At 57.2% G+C, this 22054-nt stretch carries 19 protein-coding genes; 2 read left to right on the forward strand and 17 right to left on the reverse strand.

The genetic code is table 11. From position 1 onward, the window contains the following. Positions 1-180: 180 nt before the first annotated feature. The 3 genes from QFX07_RS05570 to QFX07_RS05580 form a co-directional block, all read right to left on the reverse strand. Positions 181-1845: a transporter gene (locus tag QFX07_RS05570; protein ID WP_279754623.1), complete on the reverse strand. Its 1665-nt coding sequence runs from the start codon at positions 1843-1845 to the stop codon at positions 181-183. Continuing rightward, the gene (locus tag QFX07_RS05575; RefSeq protein WP_279754624.1) at positions 1821-2822 is read right to left on the reverse strand and encodes an ABC transporter ATP-binding protein; all 1002 of its coding nucleotides are present in this window, start codon (positions 2820-2822) and stop codon (positions 1821-1823) included. The genes QFX07_RS05570 and QFX07_RS05575 overlap by 25 nt, the downstream gene beginning before the upstream one ends. Before the next feature lie 298 nt (positions 2823-3120). Next, positions 3121-4119, reverse strand: coding sequence for a co-chaperone YbbN (locus tag QFX07_RS05580; RefSeq protein ID WP_279754625.1), 999 nt, complete (start codon positions 4117-4119; stop codon positions 3121-3123). A 312-nt stretch (positions 4120-4431) separates the two neighbouring features. Between QFX07_RS05580 and QFX07_RS05585 the strand changes: the two genes are divergently transcribed. Beyond that, complete coding sequence (locus QFX07_RS05585) at positions 4432-5718, forward strand: AI-2E family transporter (RefSeq protein WP_279754626.1); 1287 nt, start codon at positions 4432-4434, stop codon at positions 5716-5718. A gap of 150 nt (positions 5719-5868) precedes the next feature. On the opposite strand, the gene QFX07_RS05590 is transcribed toward QFX07_RS05585, so the two are convergent. Further along, positions 5869-6687, reverse strand: a complete 819-nt coding sequence (locus QFX07_RS05590; protein ID WP_279740534.1) for an alpha/beta hydrolase — start codon at positions 6685-6687, stop codon at positions 5869-5871. 581 nt (positions 6688-7268) lie between these two features. On the opposite strand from QFX07_RS05590, the gene nucS reads away from it, so the two are divergent. Next, a complete protein-coding gene (gene nucS / locus QFX07_RS05595) occupies positions 7269-7982 on the forward strand; it encodes an endonuclease NucS (RefSeq protein ID WP_279740532.1) in 714 nt (237 codons plus the stop codon). 223 nt (positions 7983-8205) lie between these two features. Here the strand turns inward: nucS and QFX07_RS05600 are convergent, their stop codons facing one another. The 13 genes from QFX07_RS05600 to QFX07_RS05660 form a co-directional block, all read right to left on the reverse strand. Next, positions 8206-8463, reverse strand: a complete 258-nt coding sequence (locus QFX07_RS05600; RefSeq protein WP_279740530.1) for a F0F1 ATP synthase subunit epsilon — start codon at positions 8461-8463, stop codon at positions 8206-8208. Between the two features lie 2 nt (positions 8464-8465). Next, complete coding sequence (gene atpD, locus QFX07_RS05605; RefSeq protein ID WP_005507810.1) at positions 8466-9929, reverse strand: F0F1 ATP synthase subunit beta; 1464 nt, start codon at positions 9927-9929, stop codon at positions 8466-8468. A 56-nt stretch (positions 9930-9985) separates the two neighbouring features. Further along, the gene (locus tag QFX07_RS05610) at positions 9986-10927 is read right to left on the reverse strand and encodes a F0F1 ATP synthase subunit gamma (RefSeq protein WP_279740528.1); all 942 of its coding nucleotides are present in this window, start codon (positions 10925-10927) and stop codon (positions 9986-9988) included. Positions 10928-11002: 75 nt separating this feature from the next. Continuing rightward, entirely contained in the window at positions 11003-12628 is a 1626-nt protein-coding gene (gene atpA, locus QFX07_RS05615; RefSeq protein WP_279740527.1) for a F0F1 ATP synthase subunit alpha, read from the reverse strand. 187 nt (positions 12629-12815) lie between these two features. Beyond that, the gene (locus QFX07_RS05620) at positions 12816-13628 is read right to left on the reverse strand and encodes a F0F1 ATP synthase subunit delta (protein ID WP_279740525.1); all 813 of its coding nucleotides are present in this window, start codon (positions 13626-13628) and stop codon (positions 12816-12818) included. Further along, the gene (locus QFX07_RS05625; protein ID WP_005506460.1) at positions 13628-14185 is read right to left on the reverse strand and encodes a F0F1 ATP synthase subunit B; all 558 of its coding nucleotides are present in this window, start codon (positions 14183-14185) and stop codon (positions 13628-13630) included. The genes QFX07_RS05620 and QFX07_RS05625 overlap by 1 nt, the downstream gene beginning before the upstream one ends. A 51-nt stretch (positions 14186-14236) precedes the next feature. After that, positions 14237-14440 carry an ATP synthase F0 subunit C gene (gene atpE / locus QFX07_RS05630; RefSeq protein WP_005506461.1) on the reverse strand — a complete coding sequence of 68 codons (204 nt, stop codon included), beginning with the start codon at positions 14438-14440 and terminating at the stop codon, positions 14237-14239. Positions 14441-14582: 142 nt separating this feature from the next. Then, entirely contained in the window at positions 14583-15374 is a 792-nt protein-coding gene (gene atpB / locus QFX07_RS05635) for a F0F1 ATP synthase subunit A (RefSeq protein ID WP_279754627.1), read from the reverse strand. Between the two features lie 113 nt (positions 15375-15487). Then, entirely contained in the window at positions 15488-15748 is a 261-nt protein-coding gene (locus tag QFX07_RS05640; protein ID WP_279754629.1) for a hypothetical protein, read from the reverse strand. A gap of 28 nt (positions 15749-15776) precedes the next feature. Continuing rightward, positions 15777-16286, reverse strand: a complete 510-nt coding sequence (locus QFX07_RS05645; protein ID WP_279740519.1) for a hypothetical protein — start codon at positions 16284-16286, stop codon at positions 15777-15779. A gap of 56 nt (positions 16287-16342) precedes the next feature. Further along, the gene (locus tag QFX07_RS05650) at positions 16343-17614 is read right to left on the reverse strand and encodes an MraY family glycosyltransferase (protein WP_279754632.1); all 1272 of its coding nucleotides are present in this window, start codon (positions 17612-17614) and stop codon (positions 16343-16345) included. Positions 17615-17828: 214 nt separating this feature from the next. After that, the gene (locus QFX07_RS05655) at positions 17829-19787 is read right to left on the reverse strand and encodes a polysaccharide biosynthesis protein (RefSeq protein WP_279754633.1); all 1959 of its coding nucleotides are present in this window, start codon (positions 19785-19787) and stop codon (positions 17829-17831) included. After that, positions 19787-21751, reverse strand: a complete 1965-nt coding sequence (locus tag QFX07_RS05660; RefSeq protein WP_279754635.1) for a glycosyltransferase family 2 protein — start codon at positions 21749-21751, stop codon at positions 19787-19789. Before QFX07_RS05660 ends, QFX07_RS05655 begins: the two co-directional genes overlap by 1 nt. Positions 21752-22054 lie beyond the last annotated feature (303 nt).

The raw sequence follows: 22054 nt of genomic DNA on the forward strand, positions 1-22054 counted from the left end.
GGCGGTCAATATGGAGGCAGACCACAGCTCGGCCATAGGCTCTTAGTTATTACGGTGAGCTTCTTTCCGCTAGAATTTCGGGCGGTGCAGAAAAGGGGTTCCGTGCCAGGCTTAGTACCTAACACGGAACCATTCTCGTTTATTCCTGATGTGCTGGAGCTTCAACTCTTGTTAGTTCACTTAGAAGCGTGCCACGCGCTCCAGCATCTTGGAGCTGACCTTGTCGTAGCGGTGACCGCCCCACACCACGCCACCCACGAGCAGGGCGGCACCAATCAGCAGCTGAATTACGCCACCGTAGACGAGGGTCAGCATATCCTGCGTGCGGAAAATATACAGGACAACGGAGATACCGCCAGGTAGTGCGCTGAGCATCACCAGAAGTATAGAGAGCATCAGCAGCAACTGTTTAGCGAAGCCGTCAGTGTTCTTCGGGTTCTTGAACGGGTTAGCGCCGGGAGGCGCCACCGGCGGACTGATGAAGGTATCCATCACGCATCCCATGCCAGCCGCCGCGGCGAACACTCCCAGCTGGTGCATCAGCACGATGGGGAAGAGGTCCAGGTGTCCATTTGCTACACAGGCGACGAATATCACCACCACCACGACCGGAACCGTCAAGATGCTGTAGCCCCAGAGACGACCGATGCGGTCATCAATACCGCGCAGCGGGGAGAGTACGTGCAAGCTGAATGCAGTGTTGTCGTATGAGACGAGGTAGCACATGTAGTAGCCGGTGAAGATGGTGCAGAAGTACATCCAGAATCCGAAGAGCTGCATGACGCCGCTATTGATAATCTGGTAGGCTTCAGCCGCGTTGCCGGAGAATTCAACATGAGTCTTACCGGACCCCACAGAACTCAGGAACAGCGGCATACCCACAGTTAGTATCAGGTAAAGCATGGCGGTGCTGACGGCCAGCATCTGCAGACGGTTATCTTTCAGGAATGAGTGCAGGGTTCGTGCCGCTACGGCACCTCGCGGGGTTGCGGGGAAGCGAGCGAACAGACCCAAATCACCTGCGGCGACTTCGGCTGCACTCGCATGGTGGGCGCTACCGCTCACATTCGCCATGGAGCGTGCAAGGTTCTTACCCCACAACCACCAACCGCCGGCCAGGTAAACAAGGGTCAAGGCCAGGCAGCCAAGGGCGGCGCCCATATGGCCGGTCGTCATAAAGTAGGGCACCGCGAACGCGGACCCGAAAGGCGTCACACCCAGCCACGGTAAGTAGGGCAGCACTTCATCCCAATGCTCGGTCAGGTAAATCATTGTGCCGCCGAAGATAAAGCCGGCACTCATCATCAGTAGCACAGCAATGATCATCAGGGTATTGGCGATGCGCGGGTTATCGTTCAGCACCATCCCCAGACGGTTTGCGAGACGTGCCCACACCATGAGGTTCGCAAGGCCGAGCACGCAGCAGAGGAGGTACACGATGAGCGCAAGCGGCTGCGATAGAAACGCGATAGCGCCCAGCAGCACCGCAATAATGCTCGCAATACCGGGGATACCCACGAACCCGCCAAGGAACTGGCCCTTCTGCAGGGTGGAGGGTTTGATGGGGAAGAGCACGAATCGGCTCTCGTCCAGGGTGCCGTCCAGTCCGGTAAAGACGATAGGGACGATAGCCCAGGCGAGGGCAAGAACAGCACCTACAAGGAGGGCTCCGAGCTGACCGTATTCAGGGATCTTCGAATTAGCAAGCACGTATGCGGAGCCGAGGCTGAAGAGCATACCTCCCGTGTAGAGCACCGCAAAAATCAGGCCGATCAGTGCCCAGATGCTACGGCGGAAGGAAGCGAGCACATACTGCCACTTTAGTGAGACGAGGTGCCCAACCATGACAATCCTTCCGAGGAGGTGCGGCCGCCGACCAACTGCACGAATCGTTCTTCAAGGCTAATGCCTGCGCGTACTTCGTCGACGGTTCCGGCAGCGAGAATACGACCGGAGTCCATGACGGCTACGTGGTCGCACAGGCGCTGAACAAGGTCCATCACGTGCGAGGAGATAATGACAGTTCCGCCGGAGGCAACGAAGCCACGCAGAATGTCCTGAATATTGGCGGCAGAAACCGGGTCGACCGCTTCGAAGGGCTCATCGAGAATCAGCACGGAGGGCGCGTGAACGAGAGCGGCGGCGAGCGCAATCTTCTTGGTCATACCGGCGGAGTAGTCGGCGACGGCACGGCCCGCAGCGTCGGTCAGGTCCATTGCAGTGAGCAGATCCTTGACGCGGGAGGCGACGGTTTCCTTATCGATTCCGTGCAGGTAGCCGGAGTAGGTGATGAGCTGCTCACCGGTGAGCTTGTCGAAGAGGTGCACGCCATCGGGCAGCACGCCCAGGTGTGCTTTGGCTTTGAGCGGGTCGGCCCACATGTCAATACCACGCACGTATGCGGTGCCTTCATCGGGCATGAGCATACCGGTGACCATGGAGATGGTGGTGGTTTTACCGGCACCGTTGCGGCCGACCAGTCCGTAGAAGGATCCGGAGGGGATGTCGAGGTTGATACGGTCGACGGCGACCTTCTGGCCGAATGCCTTGGTGAGGCCGCGGATTTCAATGGCGGGGCAAGCACCAGCCGCAGGTATAGTCTGCGGGGTGACGGGTAGCTGCGGTGCTACCGATGCGGGAACAGCTGCTGCGGGGGTTGGGAGTGCCTCCGCAGGGGTGTCCGGTACGCGTACAGCTTCCGAGGCTATAGCCTGGGGTACTGCCGCGGCGGGGGCTGCCTCTACTGCGGTCTCTTGTACCGGGTTCTGCGGCGAACCTGGTTCATGCGAATCAGGGTTTCGAGAAAAATGACTAGTGTTCATGTTTTCACCCTATCACTCTTGTAAAAAAGGCCACAGGCTTTGGCTATAAAACCGCATATTACGTATCCGTCGTGCAGTATATGGACATTCCGGGGTGCTATCTGTAGCGTCCTGGCGCGCTATCTGTCAGGTTGGGGTTTCTGATCTCTCCTTCAATAAAACCACCAAAACCGCAAAAATCAGAGCGGGCTACCGCCTATCCCACAGCCCGAGTACAGGGGTAGACGATAGCCCGTCCGTATTCAAAGTTTCAGCCGGTTAGACCGGCTCATAATGTTTCCCCGGTGACAGCTGTTTTTTAGAACAGCGCCATGGTCAGTGCTGCACGCGCTTTGACGGTGCGCGGGTCAGATACACCCACCACGTCGAAGAGCTGCACGAGGCGTTCACGCACACGCGCCTTATCGTCGGGGCCCACTGCGCTAAACAGGCGCAGCAGACGGTTGTAGGAGTCTTCCACGTGGCCACCCACTAGATCCAGATCGGCTACATTGAATGCCGCGTCAATATTCATGGGGTCTGCAGCGGCCGCCGCACGTTCGGTTGCCATGTCCAGGTCCTTCACTCGTGAGAGCAGTTCAACCTGTTCCAGGCCGAGCTTCGCTTCCTTATCGCCGGGGTTCTCGGTGATTGCCTTGCGGTATGCGGCGCGGGCGCCCTCCAAGTCACCGCGGTCAAGGGCGGCAACGGCTTCTGCGTGCAGGGGCGGCAGGGGCATTTCATCTTCGGGAACGACCGGGTCGAAACCGCCGGGTAGCTGGTACTGTGCCGCAAGCTGCAGAACCTGGGAGAGCACATCGCCGAGGTCTTCTGTGCTGACCGGCCCGGTGTAAATCGGTGCCGGGCGACCCGCCAGAACAGCAACGCCCGCGGGCACGCCGCTCACGCCGAATGCCTGGGCTACTTCGGGGAGCTTGGTGACGTCCACGGCGGCGCAAATCATGCTACCTGCGGCGGAGTCAACGAGCTTCTGCACGCCTTCGAGCATCTGCAGGGAGGAGGGCGAGTGCGGTGCGTAGAGCGCAAAAATCACGGCACCCTGGCTGGAGAGCTGCACGAACTTCTGGAACTCTTCGGGGGTGTTGACCTCGTATCGCCAGGTGGGAGCAGAGCGGGTCTGCTCGCCACCTTGTTCGCCAGCAGACTGTACCGCATTGGGGTTCAGTTCCACCGCGTTGCGTACGGAGGCGGGAATCTTCTGCGCTGCACTGTTCTGTGCTGCACCGCCCTGGGCAAGGTTACCCTGCACCGTGTTCTGGGATGTACCGCGGTCTGCCGGATCAAAAATGATGCTCATCCTGGGCTCCTTTACGTTCTGTATCTATTGTTGCGTGCGGGATCTATTGTTGCGTGCCGGCTAGATCCTTCACGCGTTCCTTCCTCTATTATCCCCACAATGGGCCGTTGCGAGCGAGAGTTATCTGCCGCCTACGCTCTGAGCTCATGCCGGGACTAGCACTTATACTAATCCTTGAACAGCGCACAGATAACTCTCACACTTGCGCTCCCCTATCTTTGGGATTCACCGTTGACGTCGTAACCAAGTAAACCAGCCGGTAGAATGGCACAGTAGAGAAAAAATACCCGGAATGATTCGGAAAGGAAGACCATGAGCAAGAAGAAGGCCTCAGCAACTCCCGCAGAGGCTACATCGTCCCCCGAGATGCGTAAAAAGGATTCCCTCACTGATCAGCTAACGGAGACTTTCAGCGAGCTGACCGAAAGCATTAGCCAGGTGCGTTCTAACCGCCGCCGCGCTTCCATGCCCCCTACGGATACCATTCCGGTGGTCCCCGCCGCTTCTGAGGATGCACCTCCCGCACCCAAGGTGGTCGGCAACGGCAAGACCTCGATGATGCATAACCCGGTCGCTTTTGGTTTCCTCATGACCGTGGGCGTGGGTCTAGCGCTCTTCGCCTACTACATTTTCAACAATGTGGGTGCCCTGGTGGGTTGGGTGACCGGTGCTATTTTCATTGCTCTGGGTCTGGACCCGATTGTGCGCCGCCTGGAGTCTTGGGGCATTAAGCGCGGTATCGGCGTGATTGCTGTGCTTGCTGGTTTTGCTGGCGCTGTGACAGCTCTGGTCATGACCATTGGCCCGATTATTAGCGAGCAGGCATCTAAGTTTGTTCAGTACGCGCCGGGTATTTATCAGAACACGATTAATTCTGATTGGTACCACGAGCTTGATCAGCGTTTTAACATCAGCACCTGGGCGAATGAGAATGTCCCGAAGTTCTTGGAATCAACGTTCTCCTCTTCACAGGTCAATAGCTTCATGTCGAGCCTGGTTACTGCTGGATCCACCCTGGCGCAGAGCGTGACCGGCGTGATTATTGTGCTGTTCCTGTCTTTATACTTCCTCACCTCGATGGACACCATCAAGGCATGGGGTGTGCGTCTGGCGCCGTCGTCCAAGCGTGTGCGCGTCAAGTACATTACCGACAAGATTACCGAGTCGGTGGGTAACTACGTGATGGGTCAGGCTCTGGTTGCTGTGCTGAACGCGTTTGTGGCGTTCTTGATTATGACTTTTGTGGGCTTTAGCTTCCCGCAGTTGATGGCTTTGGTCGTCATGATTCTGGCGTTTATTCCGCTGGTTGGTGGCGTGATTGCGCTGATTTTGACCTCGATGATTCTGCTGACTCAGGGCTGGAGCCTGGCGCTGTGGTTTGCGGTGGCGTACTTCCTGTACTTGCAGGTGGAGGCGTATCTAATTTCTCCGCGTATTATGGCTCGCGCTGTATCGGTTCCTGCCGGCGTTGCGATTATTTCGGTGGCTGCCGGTGGCGCACTCTGGGGCGTGCTGGGTGCACTGATTGCTATTCCGGTGGCGGCTTCCATGCTGATTCTGGTCCGTGAGGTATTCATTCCTCGCCAGGACCAACTTTAGTCACCTCCCAGCGGTAGATTCCCTTTAGGTTCTCTACACGCTCGCGGCTCTTCTGCCGAGCAAGCATTTAAGACAAAAGGCGGTGGCTTTGGATATTCTATCCAAAGCCACCGCCTTGATATTTTTGTGCCGTATTTTTATGCCGATCCTTTAGAGCTCAGTGATTTCTTCTGCCACCGGGCCGTTGTATTCGGTGGGCAGCTCGGTGGGTACACCGGTCACGATGCTGACCACGGTGTTGAGGACCTGCTGTACGGACTTCTCGCCCACCCACAGGTGCTTGCACCCCTCAAAGGGAATCACCTGAGTGCGCGGTACAGCCGCGAAACGCTCACGCGCCGCCGGAGGCTGCAGGTAGTCATCATGCTCAGGAACCAGCGCGTACAGCGGGTTCGAGATATTGTTCCATTCGTCCAGCTCAGCCGGGTGCACGCGGTGCAGCGGCGGGGAGAGCAGAATAGCACCGGTGAACTCGTTCGCGTATTCGGGCGCGTACTTGAGCACCAACTCAGTGCCGAAGGACCAGCCAACCAGCCAGGGGTTCGGCAGGGCACGCTCACGTACAAACTTCAGGATTGCATCGAAGTCCTTCTTCTCGGCAAAGCCGCCGTCAAAGACGCCTTCACTAGTGCCGCGAATCGAAGAAGTACCACGAGTGTTGAAACGTAGCACCGCAATATTCGACAGCGCCGGCAGGCGGAAGGACGCCTTCTTGTACACGTGCGAGTCCATGTAGCCGCCGTGGGTGGGCAACGGATGGAAGGTCACCAGGGTTGCTTTGACTTCGCCTTCGGGCAGTGCGAGTTCACCGACGAGGCGCTTGCCATCCGCAGTGGTGACGGTGAAGTTCTCGCGGCGCGCAGGAAGCACAGTACGTGCCTTAATGGGGGTGTGTTCAGCAGCGGTGCTGAAGACGTAGCGGGCGGGATCGAATTCCTGCTCGCGAGTGGTATCGGCGTTGTTGCTCATTGCGTTCCTTCAAGAATTGGATTCGAGAATGTGGTCTTGGGCTGCACCTTATGTGCAGTGTTCAGCCTATTTGCGGCGGGTGCGCCAGCAATGCTGATGCCAGTGTCTGCGCTCATCAATGGCGCGGCTACGGCCCATCGTATGGCTTTCTTGCCACACCAACAGATGCGCTGTTCTGGGTGGAATCGGGCGGTAGCATTCGGGGCATGTGTAGGTTTTTTGGGCGTTGACGGCTGGAATGTATTGCACCAGCCAGTCACCGTATCGGTCACGTTCTAGTCGGGGCGTAGGGTCGAGAATCCTGCTAATATCACGCCCTGCGGGTGCTTGACGGTGCCACTTATCGCTGGTGGTGCCGGATGCTCGCCTGCCGGGATGATTTTTACGTGCCATGAGCCCTATTCTACCGCGCCACTCAACTATCTCTACCTACCAGCCCTGCCGCTGTTCGCTATGCGCTCTTCCTCATCCGGAGGCAGTACTCCTCCCCGCTTTGTGCCGCGACCTGCATCGAGCTCAGGTTCCCTAGCTCATACCCTCACCTGCTAGAGCCAAGCACTCGTACCTGCTAGAGTGGACGGATGCGTATTGTCATTGCTGAATGCTCCGTAGATTATGAGGGCCGCCTTCGCGCCCACCTGCCCCGCGCTACCCGCCTACTAATGGTCAAGAATGACGGCTCCGTCCTCATTCACTCCGACGGTGGTTCCTACAAGCCCCTGAACTGGATGAGCCCTCCCTGCTCCCTGCTGGTGGCTGAGCGCAAGGACGTTCCGCAGAGCATCCGTGAGGAACTGGAGTCTGATGTTCAGCAACTGTGGACCGTACAGGCGGCTAAGAGCGATGACCGCCTCATGATTCGTATCTACAAGATTGAGCACGAGCACGCCACCGACCTGGGTGTTGACCCCGGCCTCATCAAGGACGGTGTGGAGGCTGACCTGCAGCGTCTACTTGCCGAGCAAATCCACACTCTCGGTGATGGCTATTCGCTGGTGCGCCGCGAGTACCCAACCGCTATCGGTCCGGTAGACATCATGGCGAAGGATGCGCACGGCATCTCCGTGGCGGTTGAGCTTAAGCGTGTGGGCGATATTGACGGTGTTGAGCAGCTTACCCGTTATCTGGAGCTGCTCAACCGTGACCCGCTGCTGGCTCCGGTGCGCGGCGTGTTTGCGGCACAGACGATTAAGCCGCAGGCTCGTACCCTGGCTGAGGACCGCGGTATCCGCTGCGTGAGCCTGGACTACGATGCGATGCGCGGCGTGGACGATTCGGCTGACCGCCTGTTCTAAACGGCTCTAGCTAGGCGGCTACACATAGAGTGAGGGGGCCTCCCAACCGTGGGAGCCCCCCTTTCTGTGCGCATCATCTTTCTAGGCACGCTATTGTTTTGCGCGCTCTCTTTTTGCGCACATGACCTGTCCCGTATACACCAATCGCCGGTGCCCTTCCCCTGTCGAGGAGGAACACCGGCGAGGTGTACACACTGTCAATTCCCCGTGTGGGGAACCGGCTTTAGATATGTGTGTGCTTTGCAGCGATGGTCACGTGGTCGTTCGAGACGGTCAAGAAACCTGCGTTGAGGATGGTCTTAATGGGCTCACCCTCAATAGGTTCAATGAGCAGCTCGCCGTCCTGTGCCAGCAGCGTGCAGGTGGGGATCATACCCGGCAGGATACCAAGGTCACCGCTAACGGAGCGTGCACGAACGTACTTCGCTTCGCCAGTCCACACGACGCGTTCGCGGGAAACAACTTCAACTTTCAGAGCCATGATTACTTAGCTCCAGTCTGTGCCTTGATTTCCTCGTAGCGGCGCATAACGTCGTCCATACCACCAATGTTGTAGAACGCCTGCTCGGGGATGTGATCGACATCGCCGTTGCAGATCATCTGGAAGGACTCGATGGTGTCCTTCAGCGGAACGGTCGAACCCTCGACACCGGTGAACTGCTTTGCAGTGTAGGTGTTCTGGGAGAGGAACTGCTCGATACGACGTGCACGTGCCACGACAATCTTCTGTTCCTCGGAGAGCTCGTCCACACCCAGAATCGCGATGATGTCCTGCAGTTCCTTGTTTTCCTGCAGAATAGCCTTCACGCGAATTGCGGTGTCGTAGTGCTCCTGGCCGATGTACTGTGCGTCCAGAATTCGGGAGGTGGAGGACAGCGGGTCAATTGCCGGGTACAGACCGCGCGATGCGATTTCACGAGAGAGCTCGGTGGTCGCATCCAGGTGCGCGAAGGTGGTTGCCGGCGCCGGGTCGGTGTAGTCATCCGCAGGCACGTAAATTGCCTGCATGGAGGTGATGGAGTGACCGCGGGTGGAGGTAATGCGTTCCTGCAGCAGACCCATTTCGTCCGCCAGGTTCGGCTGGTAACCCACTGCGGAGGGCATGCGGCCCAGCAGGGTGGAAACCTCAGAACCTGCCTGCGTGAAACGGAAGATGTTGTCGATGAACAGCAGCACGTCCTGGTTCTGAACATCGCGGAAGTACTCCGCCATGGTCAGACCGGTCAGTGCCACGCGCAGACGGGTTCCCGGGGGCTCATCCATCTGGCCGAATACAAGAGCGGTGTCCTTCAGAACGCCTGCTTCTTCCATTTCGACCCACAGGTCGTTACCCTCACGGGTACGCTCGCCAACACCGGTGAACACGGAGGTACCACCGAAGTTACGAGCCACGCGGGTAATCATTTCCTGGATCAGCACGGTCTTACCCACGCCTGCACCACCGAATAGACCAATCTTACCGCCCTTAATGTAGGGGGTCAGAAGGTCGATGGACTTAATACCGGTCTCCAGCATTTCGGTGGAGCCTTCCAGCTCTGCGAAGCCGGGAGCGGCACGGTGAATCGGCCAGTAGGTGTCAGCCTTGATCTCGGAGTTCGGCACGTCGAGTGCGTCACCGAGAACATTGAAGATGTGGCCCTTCACGCCGTCACCAACGGGGACGGAGATCGGTGCGCCGGTATCGACTACAGCCTGACCACGGACCAGGCCGTCAGTCTGCTGCAGGGAGATAGCGCGAACGATTGAGTCGCCCAGGTGCTGTGCGGTCTCGAAGGTGATGGTGCGGGTGCGACCGTCGAGGGTCAGCTCGGTGGTCAGAGCGTTGTAAATCTCGGGGACCTGACCGGCGGGGAACTCGACGTCGACCACGGGGCCGATGACGCGGGCAATACGACCCGTTGCGCCCTGAGTCGGTGCGGAGACCGATTCGTTGTAGGTGGCAGTCATATTTCTCACTTACTTAGAAAGTTTGGACAGTTGATGGCTTCGTTGGCGTACCAATACTAGGAGCCGAGGGCGTCTGCGCCGCCCACGATTTCAGAGAGCTCCTGAGTAATTTCCGCCTGACGTGCGTTGTTCATCAAACGGGTGTACTTGGTAATCAGCGTCTCAGCGTTGTCACCTGCGGTCTTCATTGCGCGCTGGCGGGATGCCAGCTCACTTGCTGCTGCCTGCAGGAGGCAGGAGAAGATACGGGATGCAACGTAGCGCGGCAGCAGCTCGTTGAGTACTTCCTCAGCGGAGGGTTCGAACTCGAAGGATGCCGCCTGCTCGTACTCAGCCTTGGTCAGTTCCTGGTCGGGAACGATTTCCTCGCCCATAGCCTTTGCGTCAGCCACGTGGATGGGCAGCAGGCGCAGAATCTTAGGTTCCTGAACAACCATCGATTTGAACTCGGTGTACACGATGTGCAGTTCGTCTACGCCGCCCTCTTCGATGGGCAGGTCGTAGGCTTCGAGCAGCGCGTCACGAATTTCGACGGCGGTTTCAACACGAGGTGCATCGGTGTGGCCCTCCCACGCACGGGCGTAGGGGCGCTCACGGAACTCAAAGTAAGCCTTTGCCTTACGACCGACCAGGTACAGCTGTACCTCCTGGCCGTTAGAGCGCAACCTCTCAATCAGAGATTCAGTACGACGCAGGATAGCCGAGGAGTACGAACCAGCCAGGCCGCGGTCGCTGGTAATAACCAGGATTGCGGAGCGGCGGTGTTCGTAGGTTCCGAACTCGTGCGGCTTATGAATCAGCGGGTGTTCGATACCATGCTGAGTCGCAACCGCAGTCACCACACGGGTCAGAGCGTTTGCGTAGGGGCCGGCTGCCTGAGCAGCATTACGAGCCTTGTTAATGCGGGAGGTCGCGATCATCTCCATCGCCTTGAAGATTTTCTTCATAGACGACGTCGAAGCAATCTTCTGTCGGTAAACCCTAATCTGGGCTCCCATAGAGCTTCCTTTCTCCTTGCTTTCTGCCCCGCCCCAGCCTCATAGCTGAGGCGGGGAGAAGGCGAGGACTAATCGCTAACCGATGGTTTCCTGAGTGATTTCGCTATCGTGAGCTGCCTTGTGTTCCTCGTGACCTGCGTTGACGAGGTGGCTGCTACCCTCAGACTTGAAGCCCTGCTTGAATTCAGCAACTGCAGTCTTCAGCGCGGCAACGGTGTCATCCTCAAGTTTGCCGGAGGAAGCGATATCGGTCAGTACCGAGGTCTTGTGACGCAGGTACTCGATGAAGCCTTCTTCGAAGCGCAGCACGTCGGAAACCTCAATGTCATCGAGGTGACCGGAGGTACCAGCCCAAATGGAGACAACCTGCTCTTCAACTGCGTACGGGGTGTACTGCGGCTGACGTAGCAACTCGGTCAGGCGAGAACCGCGGGTCAGCTGTGCCTTGGTAGCGTCGTCCAGGTCGGATGCAAACATTGCGAACGCTTCCATCGAACGGTACTGTGCCAGCTCCAGCTTCAGGGTACCAGAGACCTTCTTCATAGCCTTGGTCTGTGCGGCACCACCAACACGGGAGACGGAGATACCTACGTCAACTGCCGGACGCTGGTTAGCGTTGAACAGGTCGGACTGCAGGAAGATCTGGCCGTCGGTAATGGAGATGACGTTGGTCGGAATGAAGGCGGAAACATCGTTTGCCTTGGTCTCAATGATCGGGAAGCCGGTCATCGAGCCAGCACCGAGGTCGTCAGAGAGCTTAGCGCAGCGCTCCAGCAGACGGGAGTGCAGGTAGAAGACGTCACCGGGGTATGCTTCACGTCCCGGCGGGCGGCGCAGCAACAGGGACACAGCACGGTATGCTTCTGCCTGCTTCGACAGGTCGTCGAAGATGATGAGGACGTGCTTGCCACCGTACATCCAGTGCTGGCCGATAGCCGAACCGGTGTAGGGTGCCAAGTACTTGAAGCCTGCTGCGTCGGATGCAGGAGATGCCACGATGGTGGTGTACTCCAGCGCGCCACGAGTCTCAAGGGTGTGGCGGACAGCTGCAATGGTGGATGCCTTCTGGCCAACAGCCACATAGATGCATCGAACCTGCTTGTCGGGGTCACCGGAAGCCCAGTTGTCCTTCTGGTTCAGAATGGTGTCGATCGCGATAGCGGTCTTACCGGTCTGGCGGTCACCAATGATCAGCTGACGCTGACCGCGACCGATCGGAATCATCGAGTCGATTGCCTTCAGACCGGTCTGCAGCGGCTCGTGAACCGACTTACGCTGGGTCACGCCGGGAGCCTGCAGCTCCAGTGCGCGGCGGCCTTCGGACTCAATGGGGCCAAGGTCATCGATCGGGTTACCAAGGGGGTCAACAACGCGACCGAGGTACGCGTCACCAACCGGCACCGAGAGGACCTCACCGGTGCGGTGTACGACCTGGCCCTCTTCAATACCGGTGAAGTCGCCCAGGACAATCACACCAATATTGCGGGTATCCAGGTTCTGTGCGAGGCCGAGGGTGCCGTCTTCGAAACGAAGCAGCTCATTCGCCATAACCGAGGGAAGACCCTCGACACGAGCGATACCGTCGGAGGCCGATACAACTCGACCCACCTCAACACGTTCTGCATTGCCGGGTTCATAAGACGCTGCAAACTCGTTCAGCGCATTACGGACATCGTCGGCATTGATGGTCAGTTCGGCCATCTTGTGTCCCTGCTCTCTCATTGTGGTTGCATTCCGATAACGGAACCAACCGAAACTTGCAATTCGGGTTGAACGGGTGGGCAATGCCACTGCTTCTGTGAAGGGGGCATATGCAACGCACCCGCTACCCGAGGTATCTTCTAAATCACCGTTGCGACGAACGGTCCAGCGTCGCTAGCTTGAGCCGCTAGCCGATGGCACGAGCCAGATCGGACATACGGGTCTCGACGGTACCGTCGATCACCTCGTCGCCCACCTGAACACGCAGACCACCCAGAACGGCGGGGTCCACCGAAACGTCGAGCTTCAGCTCACGGCCGTACACGGCGTTGAGCGCACGACCGAGACGTTCAAGCTGTACCTGCGACAGCGCAATCGCGCTAGTTACTCGCGCAATGTAACGGTTCTGTCGCGTGACGATGATTTCTGCGAACTCATCGGCTACCCGTGCAGCGTGACGGCCGCGGGGGTTGGAGCCAACTCGTTCGAGCAGAAGCACACCTTCGGCAGTGGTGGCGGGGCCACCGAGCGCCACGGCGAGCTTCTTCTTTGCTTCTTTGCTTGCCTGATGGTCGGACAGCGCTTCCTGCGCCTGAGTGTTGGATTCAACGGTACGCACAAAGGTGAGTAGTTCGTTGAGTACCTCGTCCAGGGCGTCCACGCCACCGCGAGACTGAGCCGATGCGGTCACGGCGAGTACTGCTGCATACTCCAGGGCATTCGCCAGATCAGCATCATCAGACCAGCGCTGAGCCACCGCATTGGTGAGAACAGCCATAGCCTGAGAAGAGATCTTGCCGCCGAAGACGGTGTTAGCGATACCCTGACGTGCTGCTGCATCACGCGAAGAATCGGTGACAGCACGGCGCAGGGTGCCGTTGTGGTCGAGAACATCAACCACAGCGAAAAGCTCGCTCGCCAGGTTCAGGGGTTGCAGGGAAGCGTGAGCTTCCAGTACCTCTTCCACCTTGCTCAGTGATTCAGTAGATACTCCTGCCATTACCGAGCCGCACCTGCGTTCTGCTTCTCGGTTTCAAGGTCAGCAAGAAAACGATCTACCACACGGGCCGATCGCTCATCATCGTTGAGGGCTTCGCCCACAATCTTGCCGGCAAGGGTCGTAGCAAGAGTGCCAACCTCGGAACGGAGGGACACTGCTGCTGCCGCACGCTCTGCCTCGATAGCCTTTGCCGCATTATCGCTAATACGCTGAGCCTCAGCGGTTGCACGCTCGCGAGCATCGGCAATAATTGCCTCGCCCTCTGCGCGTGCCTCTTCACGAATCTTCTGAGCCTCCAGTCGAGCGCTTTCGAGCTGCTGGGTGTACTCATCGCGAGCCGCTGCAGCCTCTGCCTGTGCCTTCTCGGCCTTGGCAAGGCCACCTTCGATTGCTTCCTTACGGTCCTGGTAGATCTTCTCGAACGCCGGGACAACGTACTTAGCAACGATGTAGTAGAGGATCAGGAATCCGATGAGGGTAATGACAATTTCCCCGACGTCGGGAATCAAGGGGTTCGAAGTTGCCTCCGCTCCCCCATCGCTTGCCAGATAAATCATGGAGGGAATCCTGTTCTATGGGATGGGTCGTTTAGGATGTGGCAGAGCCGGTTACTTGATGAAGACGAGAACCAGGCCCAGAATTGCCAGTGCCTCGACCAGTGCGAAGCCCAGGAACAGCATGGGCTGCAGGGTCTTCTGGGACTCGGGCTGACGAGCAACGCTGGTCATGTATGCCGCGAAGATCAGACCCACGCCGATGCCGCCGCCAATAGCTGCCAGACCGTAGCCAACCGCAGTGATGGAACCAACCATTATTTTTCCTTTCAACAGTGTTCGACCGGGAACATACCCGAACCGAACAGAGTTTGATTTGAGTTATAGCCCGCACAGTGAACGTGTGGGTTGCTTTATTCACGCCCAATGACGAACGTGAAAATCTAAAAAACTAGAGAGTTTAGTGCCCCTCGGAAACCGAGCCCTGCAGGTACACAGCCAGCAACAGAGCGAACACATAAGCCTGGATGCACTGAATCATGAATTCCAGGAAGTACAGGAACATGCCCAGAGCACCGGGTGCAATAGCAGCCAGGTAGCCGATGCCGCCCAGGGTCTCAACCATGTAGGTCACCATGCTGGATGCAACCATCAGCGCCAGGTGACCACCGAACATGGTCGCAAAGAGACGCAGTGCGTGAGTTGCGGGACGAATCAGCAGGTTCGAGAAGAACTCGATCGGGATCAGGATGGGGTAAATCCACACCGGCAGACCCGACGGCATGGTGATGTCCTTGAAGAAGCCGCCCAGGCCCTTGCGCTTGATACCAACACCAACCCAGGTCAGGTATGCGACGCCAGCCAGCGCGTAGGCGCTACCGGGGTGGGAGAAGGAGGGCAGCTGAACAAACGGAATCGAACCGAAGAGGTTGTTCACCAAAACAAAGAAGAAGGAGGCGAAGAGAATCGGCACGAAAGGCTTGTAGTGCTGTACGCCCAGGGTTTCCTTGCCGAGGGAGTTACGAGCAAACATGTAGCCAGACTCAGCGATGAACTGAGTCTTGCCAGGAACCGTGGCGCGCTTACGTGCTGCGGTGAGGAAGAATACCGCGATAATCACCACGGACAGCAGAATCAGTACGTTCTGCTTACCGAATGCGAAATCACCAATGGTGAAGAAGGGGGGCAGATGCATGTCTTCGGGGGTCGGCGGCACATAGGCTTCCGCGAGGATCAACCCGTTCTCGATCAAAGCAAGTCCTTTCTTGCTACTAGTGGCTATCAAGAGCCCATGTCTGCCTATAAAACGACTGACATGCTAACTACATGGATGAATGTGTGACCTAGCGGTCCGCGTTCGATGACCTAGCGGTCTTTATTCTGCCTGGTCATATGGGTAAAGACGAGGGTCAAACCTCCAACGGCGCCAATCAAGACACCAACCCACACCAGCCAGGTAGTGGAGAAGACCAGGTCACCAAGGTAACCGATGCCTCCCCACACTGCTACACCGATGATCAGATAGAGAATCGACATGACTGCGCCGGAGAGACCTCCGTCAGATACCAATTCTCCAGTAGAGCGGAGCTTTTTATCTCCGTCCCACCATTTCTTCTCTTCGGCCAAACGTATTTCCTTTCAAACACCGATCGCGTTACCGACCATGGTCTTCTAGATCGGTGTCGAAGTATAGAATTCTCAGTCGTGCGATGCTGACCGTTTCAATAACAATCCACAGAATCACACCGGTACATGCGCCTGCGAGAGTCCAACCGTGCCTCAGACTCTCGGGGAACGGCACAAAAATCAATACCAAACCAAGTAGGGCAATCTTCACAAGGTAGCTCACCACCAGCGATTTGGGTACACCCCAGTCTAAAATGGGAGCAACCAACATAACTAATACGCCCAGAGTGAAGCATATATAGATTATCAGAAAGCCCAAAGTTATTCCTAGCGCGCCCACAGGGCCCGCAAACAGGTATGCACTCATCATACCGCCCAACCAAGCCAGCAGAGAGTAAGCCGATACCCTATAGAACAAAAATTTCCAGGAAAGCTCCTGGCTCTCAAAAGAAGAGGCCGTCAAACCTGCTTGAGCACGCTCTCGGCGGCGTTTCTGCTGCCATCTACGTTCCGCCGGCGGATACCACAGAACGTCCACCAAGCGCCTCCATACAGGCTCACCAGGAACCTGAGATTTGGGCTGTCCAAAAACCATTAGTGTTTCTCCCCACGGTTCTGATTTGACTGAGTGGAAGAAGGGGGAGCAGAAGAGGACTGACCCGCACGATCTTTCACAGAATCGGGCATAATCGGCTCCGGATGCAACAAGGTCGGCTCCACATTCTCAGGAGTCGCCGGAACACCGGTTGCAGAAGTCAACGAACCAGTAGCAGGCTCCGAAACAGTCTTCTTCGTCTTAGGAGCCGATGCAAAATGCTTCGACAAATCAATCGCAGAAGTAGGAGCCACGCCGCCAAAGAGCTGCGGCATACGCAGATACACCGCCAACACGGCAAGAGCCACCATCACCACACCCACAGTTGCCACCACAGATCCTGCAGCATACAGGTCAGATGCGAACGCCAGCAGCACCCACACCAGAATCGTCGTACCCGTCACCACAGCAGTCGAACCAAGGTGACTGAAACCAACATCCGTCAGACGCTGATAAGTGTGAGTACGGTGCGGCTTGTACCACTGCTCCCCCGCCATAAAACGACGGAACAGAGTAATACCAGCATCCGCAAGGTAGGTCACCAGCGGAGCAAAAGACAGCAGGAACGGAACATCTGCAAACCACGCACCCACAGCCATCGCACCCAGCGCCGCACCCAAAACATAAGAACCCGCATCGCCCAAAAACACGTTCTTACCAGGGCGCACGTTCCACGGCAGGAACGCCGCAAAAGCACCAGCAACAGCCACACCAGCCAAAGCCAGCCACGGCAGGTTCACCATCCAGCCGGTCAGCGCATAAGCCAAACCAGCCACCAGACCGTGAGCACCAGAAATGCCGTTAATGCCGTCCATAAAGTTCGCCACGTTAATGTATCCGGCAATAAAAATCGCGCCCAGAATCAGCAGCAGAACGTTCGTGCCCTGCACCGTCGCAAAGCTTACGCTCACCAGCACACCAATCACCAGTTGCAGGCCCGCACGACGCATAATACTCACGCCGTGAATATCCTCCAGCCAGCCCAAAGCAAGAGCGCACAAAATCGCCACGGCAATCGTCACCGCCAGTTGCAAAGACTCAGAAGAACGGTATGTCCAGCCGAACATAGTAGCCATCACAAACGCCAGCAGAGTCGCCGCAGCAGTCGCCAGACCCATACCGCGGTAGGTCGGAGCAGTATGCGAAGAACGTTCATTAGGAACATCCACCATATTATTGCGGTGCAAAATCGGGCGCACCGCAAACGGCAAAAGGGCACCCAAAACAAAAGCAAGAGCAAAAATACTCAATAGCTCAGAAAAGGAGGTCATACCAGCTCCAAGGCATTGCGCCGTCGAAGCTGGAACCAAGCTCCAGAATCGCGGCTGAGGGACGATGTGTGTGCAGTATATGTTTACTTCGTATTCTATAAAACTATTCACCAACGCGGGGTTAGCCTTCACAGAATCCAGTGCCGCGCAAAGAGCAAACACCGGATACCACACCCGCCATGCAAGTACAGCATCCGGTGTCATTCCGTAAAGATTAGAACGTCTGTGCATCCGCCAGAGTACGCGGATCCGGGGCACGCTCCAGGCCATGACGCTCATAGCCGCTGTGCTCTCGATAGTTCTGAATCCACAGCTCATAATCGAGCTCATCAGGGTTAAGTGCCGGGGCACTCGACCGGGAAATATACCGGTTCTCCTCACTGGGTACCAGCTTCTCGGTACCGCCGAAGAGAGCCTCATCTAGCTTCTCACCCTTACGAAGACCTATCTCCTTGATCTCCACGTCATACCGCTCATACGCCTGGCGCATTGCCTTTGCAACATCCAGAATCTTGACCGGCTGACCCATATCCAGCACCATGACCTCGCCCGGGCAACCAATAGCACCGGCAAGCATCACCAGCAGGCAGGCATCGGTAATCAGCATGAAGTAACGGGTCGCGCGCTTATCCGTCAGGGTAATCGGACCACCTGAGAGGATCTGCTTCGTAAAAAGCGGCTTAATCGAACCGCGCGAACCAAACACGTTACCGAAACGAACCGACACGTAAGTGTTGCCGGTCTTCTCGCCAAAGTACGCGGTCAGACGCTCCGCCACACGCTTGGACTGGCCCAGCGCAGTCTTCGGGTCAGCAGCCTTATCGGTCGAAACGTTTACGAAGGTCTTCACGCCCACCGCCTCCGCGGCACGCAGCACGTTGAGAGTGCCCAGGGAGTTCGTCTTCCACGCCTCCTGCGGGTAGGCCTCCAGCGCCGACACATGCTTCAAAGCCGCAGCGTGGAAGACCACCTCGGGGCGACGGTCACGGAAAATCTCCAGCAGGTTATCACCCTCACGAATATCAGCCAGAATAATGCGGTCATCATCCAGGCTCGACTCGTGAGTAATCGAAACCTTCGTCTCCATCAGCAGAGTCTCATCATGATCAAGCATCATGAGAGTCTTAGGTTTAAACTCACTAATCTGACGGCACAACTCAGAACCAATCGAGCCGCCTGCGCCCGTGACCAGCACACGCTTACCGTGCAAGTACGAACGCAGAATATCGCGGTCAATATCGTAGTTAATCTCGCCACGAATCACGCGCATCAGGTCGTTATCGCTCGCAGTAATCAGACGCTCACCCATCAGGCGAGCATTCGCGCTACTAATACGCTGAACCTCAACCTTAAGCTTACGCATGCGGTTGCAGAAGGACTCGAAGTAATCCTCCGACATATCCGAAATCGTCACCAGAATCTTACGGGTACCCGACTCACGAATCACCTGCTCCAACTCGAGGTAAGTCGTAATCACCGAAATCCCATGGAACTTGGTACCAGCCTTCAGCTGGTCATCATCAAAGACAGCAATCGGGCGAAGCTTCGCCTCCTCATCATGCAGCATCGAATCCATGACCATGCCGCCAATAAAACCGGCACCGTACACAATCACGGGCTCACCAGTCAGCTCGCGCACAGCACCGCGCTCAGTGTACACACGCTTCGCCATACGGGCACCAGCCATCATAATCAGCGAAAACGCACCCGCAATCGCAGGCACACTATGCGGAATATGCGGCAGACCCAGCAGCTCATCCACAAAGGAGAAAGCAGTCAACGCAGCGCCCGCACTCAAAGCAGCCGCACCGGCACGCCACGACTCGTCAAACGAACCGTACGAATACACGCCGTTATAAATCTTTACGCCCGCCAAGCCAACAGCCAGGTGCAACACCATAGCCAACGTAGCGGTCATCGTCAATGACGCCGGGTGAATAATATCGAACACCGAGCCGTTACTGAGCAACACACTATAGCGGAGCATGTAGGCGAACAAAACCGACAAAACCCAGGCGCTCGAATCAAGCAGCGCCTGCGCAATCAGCCACCACGGCTTACGCTCATACAGGCGGTTCACCAGCATCGTGCCAGAGTCACCCTCCGTCACCATCGTGCCGCGCTGAGCAGCCTTCCGCATCAGCACATGAGCGTGAGGTTTCAACTGAGCCACTACATGCCTCCTTCAGATGCGGTACCAGAAGAACGAGAAGAAGCACGAGCCGTCAAAGACGACAACGCACGAAACGCCGAACGGCGTACCTGCTCAGGAAGAAAACGGTATACACTACGCACCGCCATGTTCTGAGCCCACTGAAGCTTAGAAATACCGTGGCCGGTGTACAGTCGACGCTGAATCGCCACATCCTGCAACCAGGCGTCCACTCCCCCGCGCTTCGTGTACGCGCCCGCACCCGCACGGTAACGCACCAGCGCATCGGAGATATTGCCCAGACGGTAGCCGGCATCGCGCAGACGCATCCACAGCCACCAGTCCTCAGCGCCGGGTACAAACTCGTAACCGCCCAGCTGCTGCACGGCGCTCTTCACGAACGCCACAGACGGGTGATAAATCGGGTTGCGCGAGTCCATCGCGCTGAGCAGACGCTCAGAATCAATAATCGCCTCGCGGGTCGACTCCACCGCAGTATTGCTCTCATTCACCTCAAGCATGGCAGAGCCCAGCACCGTGTAGCCGCCCTGCACCAGGGCAGGAATTAGACGCGCAAAACGAGTCGGCTCAGACAGGTCATCAGAATCAGCACGAGCCACCAGCTCACAGGAACACGCCTGCAGACCGGCGTTCAGCGCCTCCGCCAAACCAACATTCTGAGCCAGCTCCACCACCTGAATCGGCGGGCATTCCAGATTCTCAGCGCGCTGAGCCCAGCGGTCCACCACGGCATCCAGCTCGCGGGTCAGCGGGCCGTCCTTCACCAAAACCAGCTCAGAAGGACGCACTGTCTGGTTCAGCAGATTCGACTCTAACGCTTGATCCAAGTAAGCGGGGTTCTCTTTCGCATACAGGCTCATCAGCACCGAAAAATCAGGGACAGAGCTCACGCAACCACGCGCCTTCTCAGAGTCAATGGCGCTAACAGTAGCCGGCACGCCGTATCGGCCGGGGAAAGTCAGCGGATAAACGCTCTCAAGCACCTGAGCATTCGGGCGAGGCGCACGCAAACCATCACGCACACCATTGAGGAAATACCCCAGGTAGGTGCGGCGATCATCAGTACGCAGAACAGTAGAAATCCACAAACGCGCCGACGAGCCACCATAGAGCAGCTTCTCCAGCGGGTTTAGGGTACGCGAGCGGGTAAAGACCCACAGCTTATTACGCACATCGTTATAGAAACGCGGACCCGGGTCAGCGTTCGTCGTACCAAAAGTCTTCGTGTGGTGCTTAGCCACCGAGGAAGGCACTGCAATGCCGTCACGGTGATGAATCAGACGAGTCGAAAACTCGAAGTCATCATTCCAAATGAAGAACTCAGCAATCGGCAAACCACCGTTACGGCGAATAGCCTGCGCATCCATCAGAATCGACACGAACGAGGCGCTACGAATCGGGCGGGCCCCCACCGCCTGCGCACGAGCATGACGCTGCTCTCCCGCCGCAAACATGGTGCGCGGAGTATTCATCGGGTGGTCCTCAGCGTTCGTCCACACCACACGAGATGCCACCACCGCGGGGCGCTGCGAAGGCACCGGCGAATAGTTCAGCCAGGCGGCAACCGCCTCCGACAGGGTGTTCTCGGTCGGCTCGGTGTCATCGTCCATAACCCATACCAGGTCTGGGTTATGGTGTTCCAGGGCGCGGTCAATACCCACTGCGAAACCACCAGCGCCGCCCATATTGCTCTCCAAGCGGATGCAGTCCACCGGTAGCTCATAGTCCAGGGCCCGCAGATACTCTGCAGTACCGTCCGTGGAAGCGTTATCAACAATCACCACCGCCGCAGGCACGCGCTCACCAGAAGCGATACCAGCGAGAGTCTTCGGCAGCAGGTCCTCACGGTTATAGGTCACCACCACGGCAACCGTGCGGGGATATTCGTTCAAAGAATCATGAGAAGAAGACTGTTCGGAAGAAGGCTGGGCAAAAGCGGTCATGTTGCTGTACTTCTCTGCCATAAGTTCTCCCTCCGCGGCGCGATGCGCCTGAATCAGCCGGTACGCGATAAGCCATCCCATGCTGGGCGCTTCTGGTGTTTCTCGCGCCCACGGCATTCAATCGTGTGGATATATCACTCAAAGAAAACATTTTACCCGCGCTCTCCACTAGAGAGTGAACCGTCATCCCAAAAGATGCCCTATATAACAAATAAACAACCAAATTCAGTTGATTTATCCGCATAGCGGACGTACCCGCACACCCACTTTTGAGTATCCATCAAGCTATCAGTTTCACAGCCTGTGTTTGCGCTGTGCACCCCA

It is taken from the genome of Rothia similimucilaginosa (assembly GCF_029850985.2).
Classification (GTDB): Bacteria; Actinomycetota; Actinomycetes; order Actinomycetales; family Micrococcaceae; genus Rothia.

What these genes read in the sequence shown, in the direction of transcription:
- QFX07_RS05570 (WP_279754623.1), bottom strand. Translation starts at nt 1,845, where the DNA reads ATGGTTGGGCACCTCGTCTCACTAAAGTGGCAGTATGTGCTCGCTTCC.
- QFX07_RS05575 (WP_279754624.1), bottom strand. Translation starts at nt 2,822, where the DNA reads ATGAACACTAGTCATTTTTCTCGAAACCCTGATTCGCATGAACCAGGT.
- QFX07_RS05580 (WP_279754625.1), bottom strand. Translation starts at nt 4,119, where the DNA reads ATGAGCATCATTTTTGATCCGGCAGACCGCGGTACATCCCAGAACACG.
- QFX07_RS05585 (WP_279754626.1), top strand. Translation starts at nt 4,432, where the DNA reads ATGAGCAAGAAGAAGGCCTCAGCAACTCCCGCAGAGGCTACATCGTCC.
- QFX07_RS05590 (WP_279740534.1), bottom strand. Translation starts at nt 6,687, where the DNA reads ATGAGCAACAACGCCGATACCACTCGCGAGCAGGAATTCGATCCCGCC.
- nucS (WP_279740532.1), top strand. Translation starts at nt 7,269, where the DNA reads ATGCGTATTGTCATTGCTGAATGCTCCGTAGATTATGAGGGCCGCCTT.
- QFX07_RS05600 (WP_279740530.1), bottom strand. Translation starts at nt 8,463, where the DNA reads ATGGCTCTGAAAGTTGAAGTTGTTTCCCGCGAACGCGTCGTGTGGACT.
- atpD (WP_005507810.1), bottom strand. Translation starts at nt 9,929, where the DNA reads ATGACTGCCACCTACAACGAATCGGTCTCCGCACCGACTCAGGGCGCA.
- QFX07_RS05610 (WP_279740528.1), bottom strand. Translation starts at nt 10,927, where the DNA reads ATGGGAGCCCAGATTAGGGTTTACCGACAGAAGATTGCTTCGACGTCG.
- atpA (WP_279740527.1), bottom strand. Translation starts at nt 12,628, where the DNA reads ATGGCCGAACTGACCATCAATGCCGACGATGTCCGTAATGCGCTGAAC.
- QFX07_RS05620 (WP_279740525.1), bottom strand. Translation starts at nt 13,628, where the DNA reads ATGGCAGGAGTATCTACTGAATCACTGAGCAAGGTGGAAGAGGTACTG.
- QFX07_RS05625 (WP_005506460.1), bottom strand. Translation starts at nt 14,185, where the DNA reads ATGATTTATCTGGCAAGCGATGGGGGAGCGGAGGCAACTTCGAACCCC.
- atpE (WP_005506461.1), bottom strand. Translation starts at nt 14,440, where the DNA reads ATGGTTGGTTCCATCACTGCGGTTGGCTACGGTCTGGCAGCTATTGGC.
- QFX07_RS05650 (WP_279754632.1), bottom strand. Translation starts at nt 17,614, where the DNA reads ATGACCTCCTTTTCTGAGCTATTGAGTATTTTTGCTCTTGCTTTTGTT.
- QFX07_RS05660 (WP_279754635.1), bottom strand. Translation starts at nt 21,751, where the DNA reads ATGGCAGAGAAGTACAGCAACATGACCGCTTTTGCCCAGCCTTCTTCC.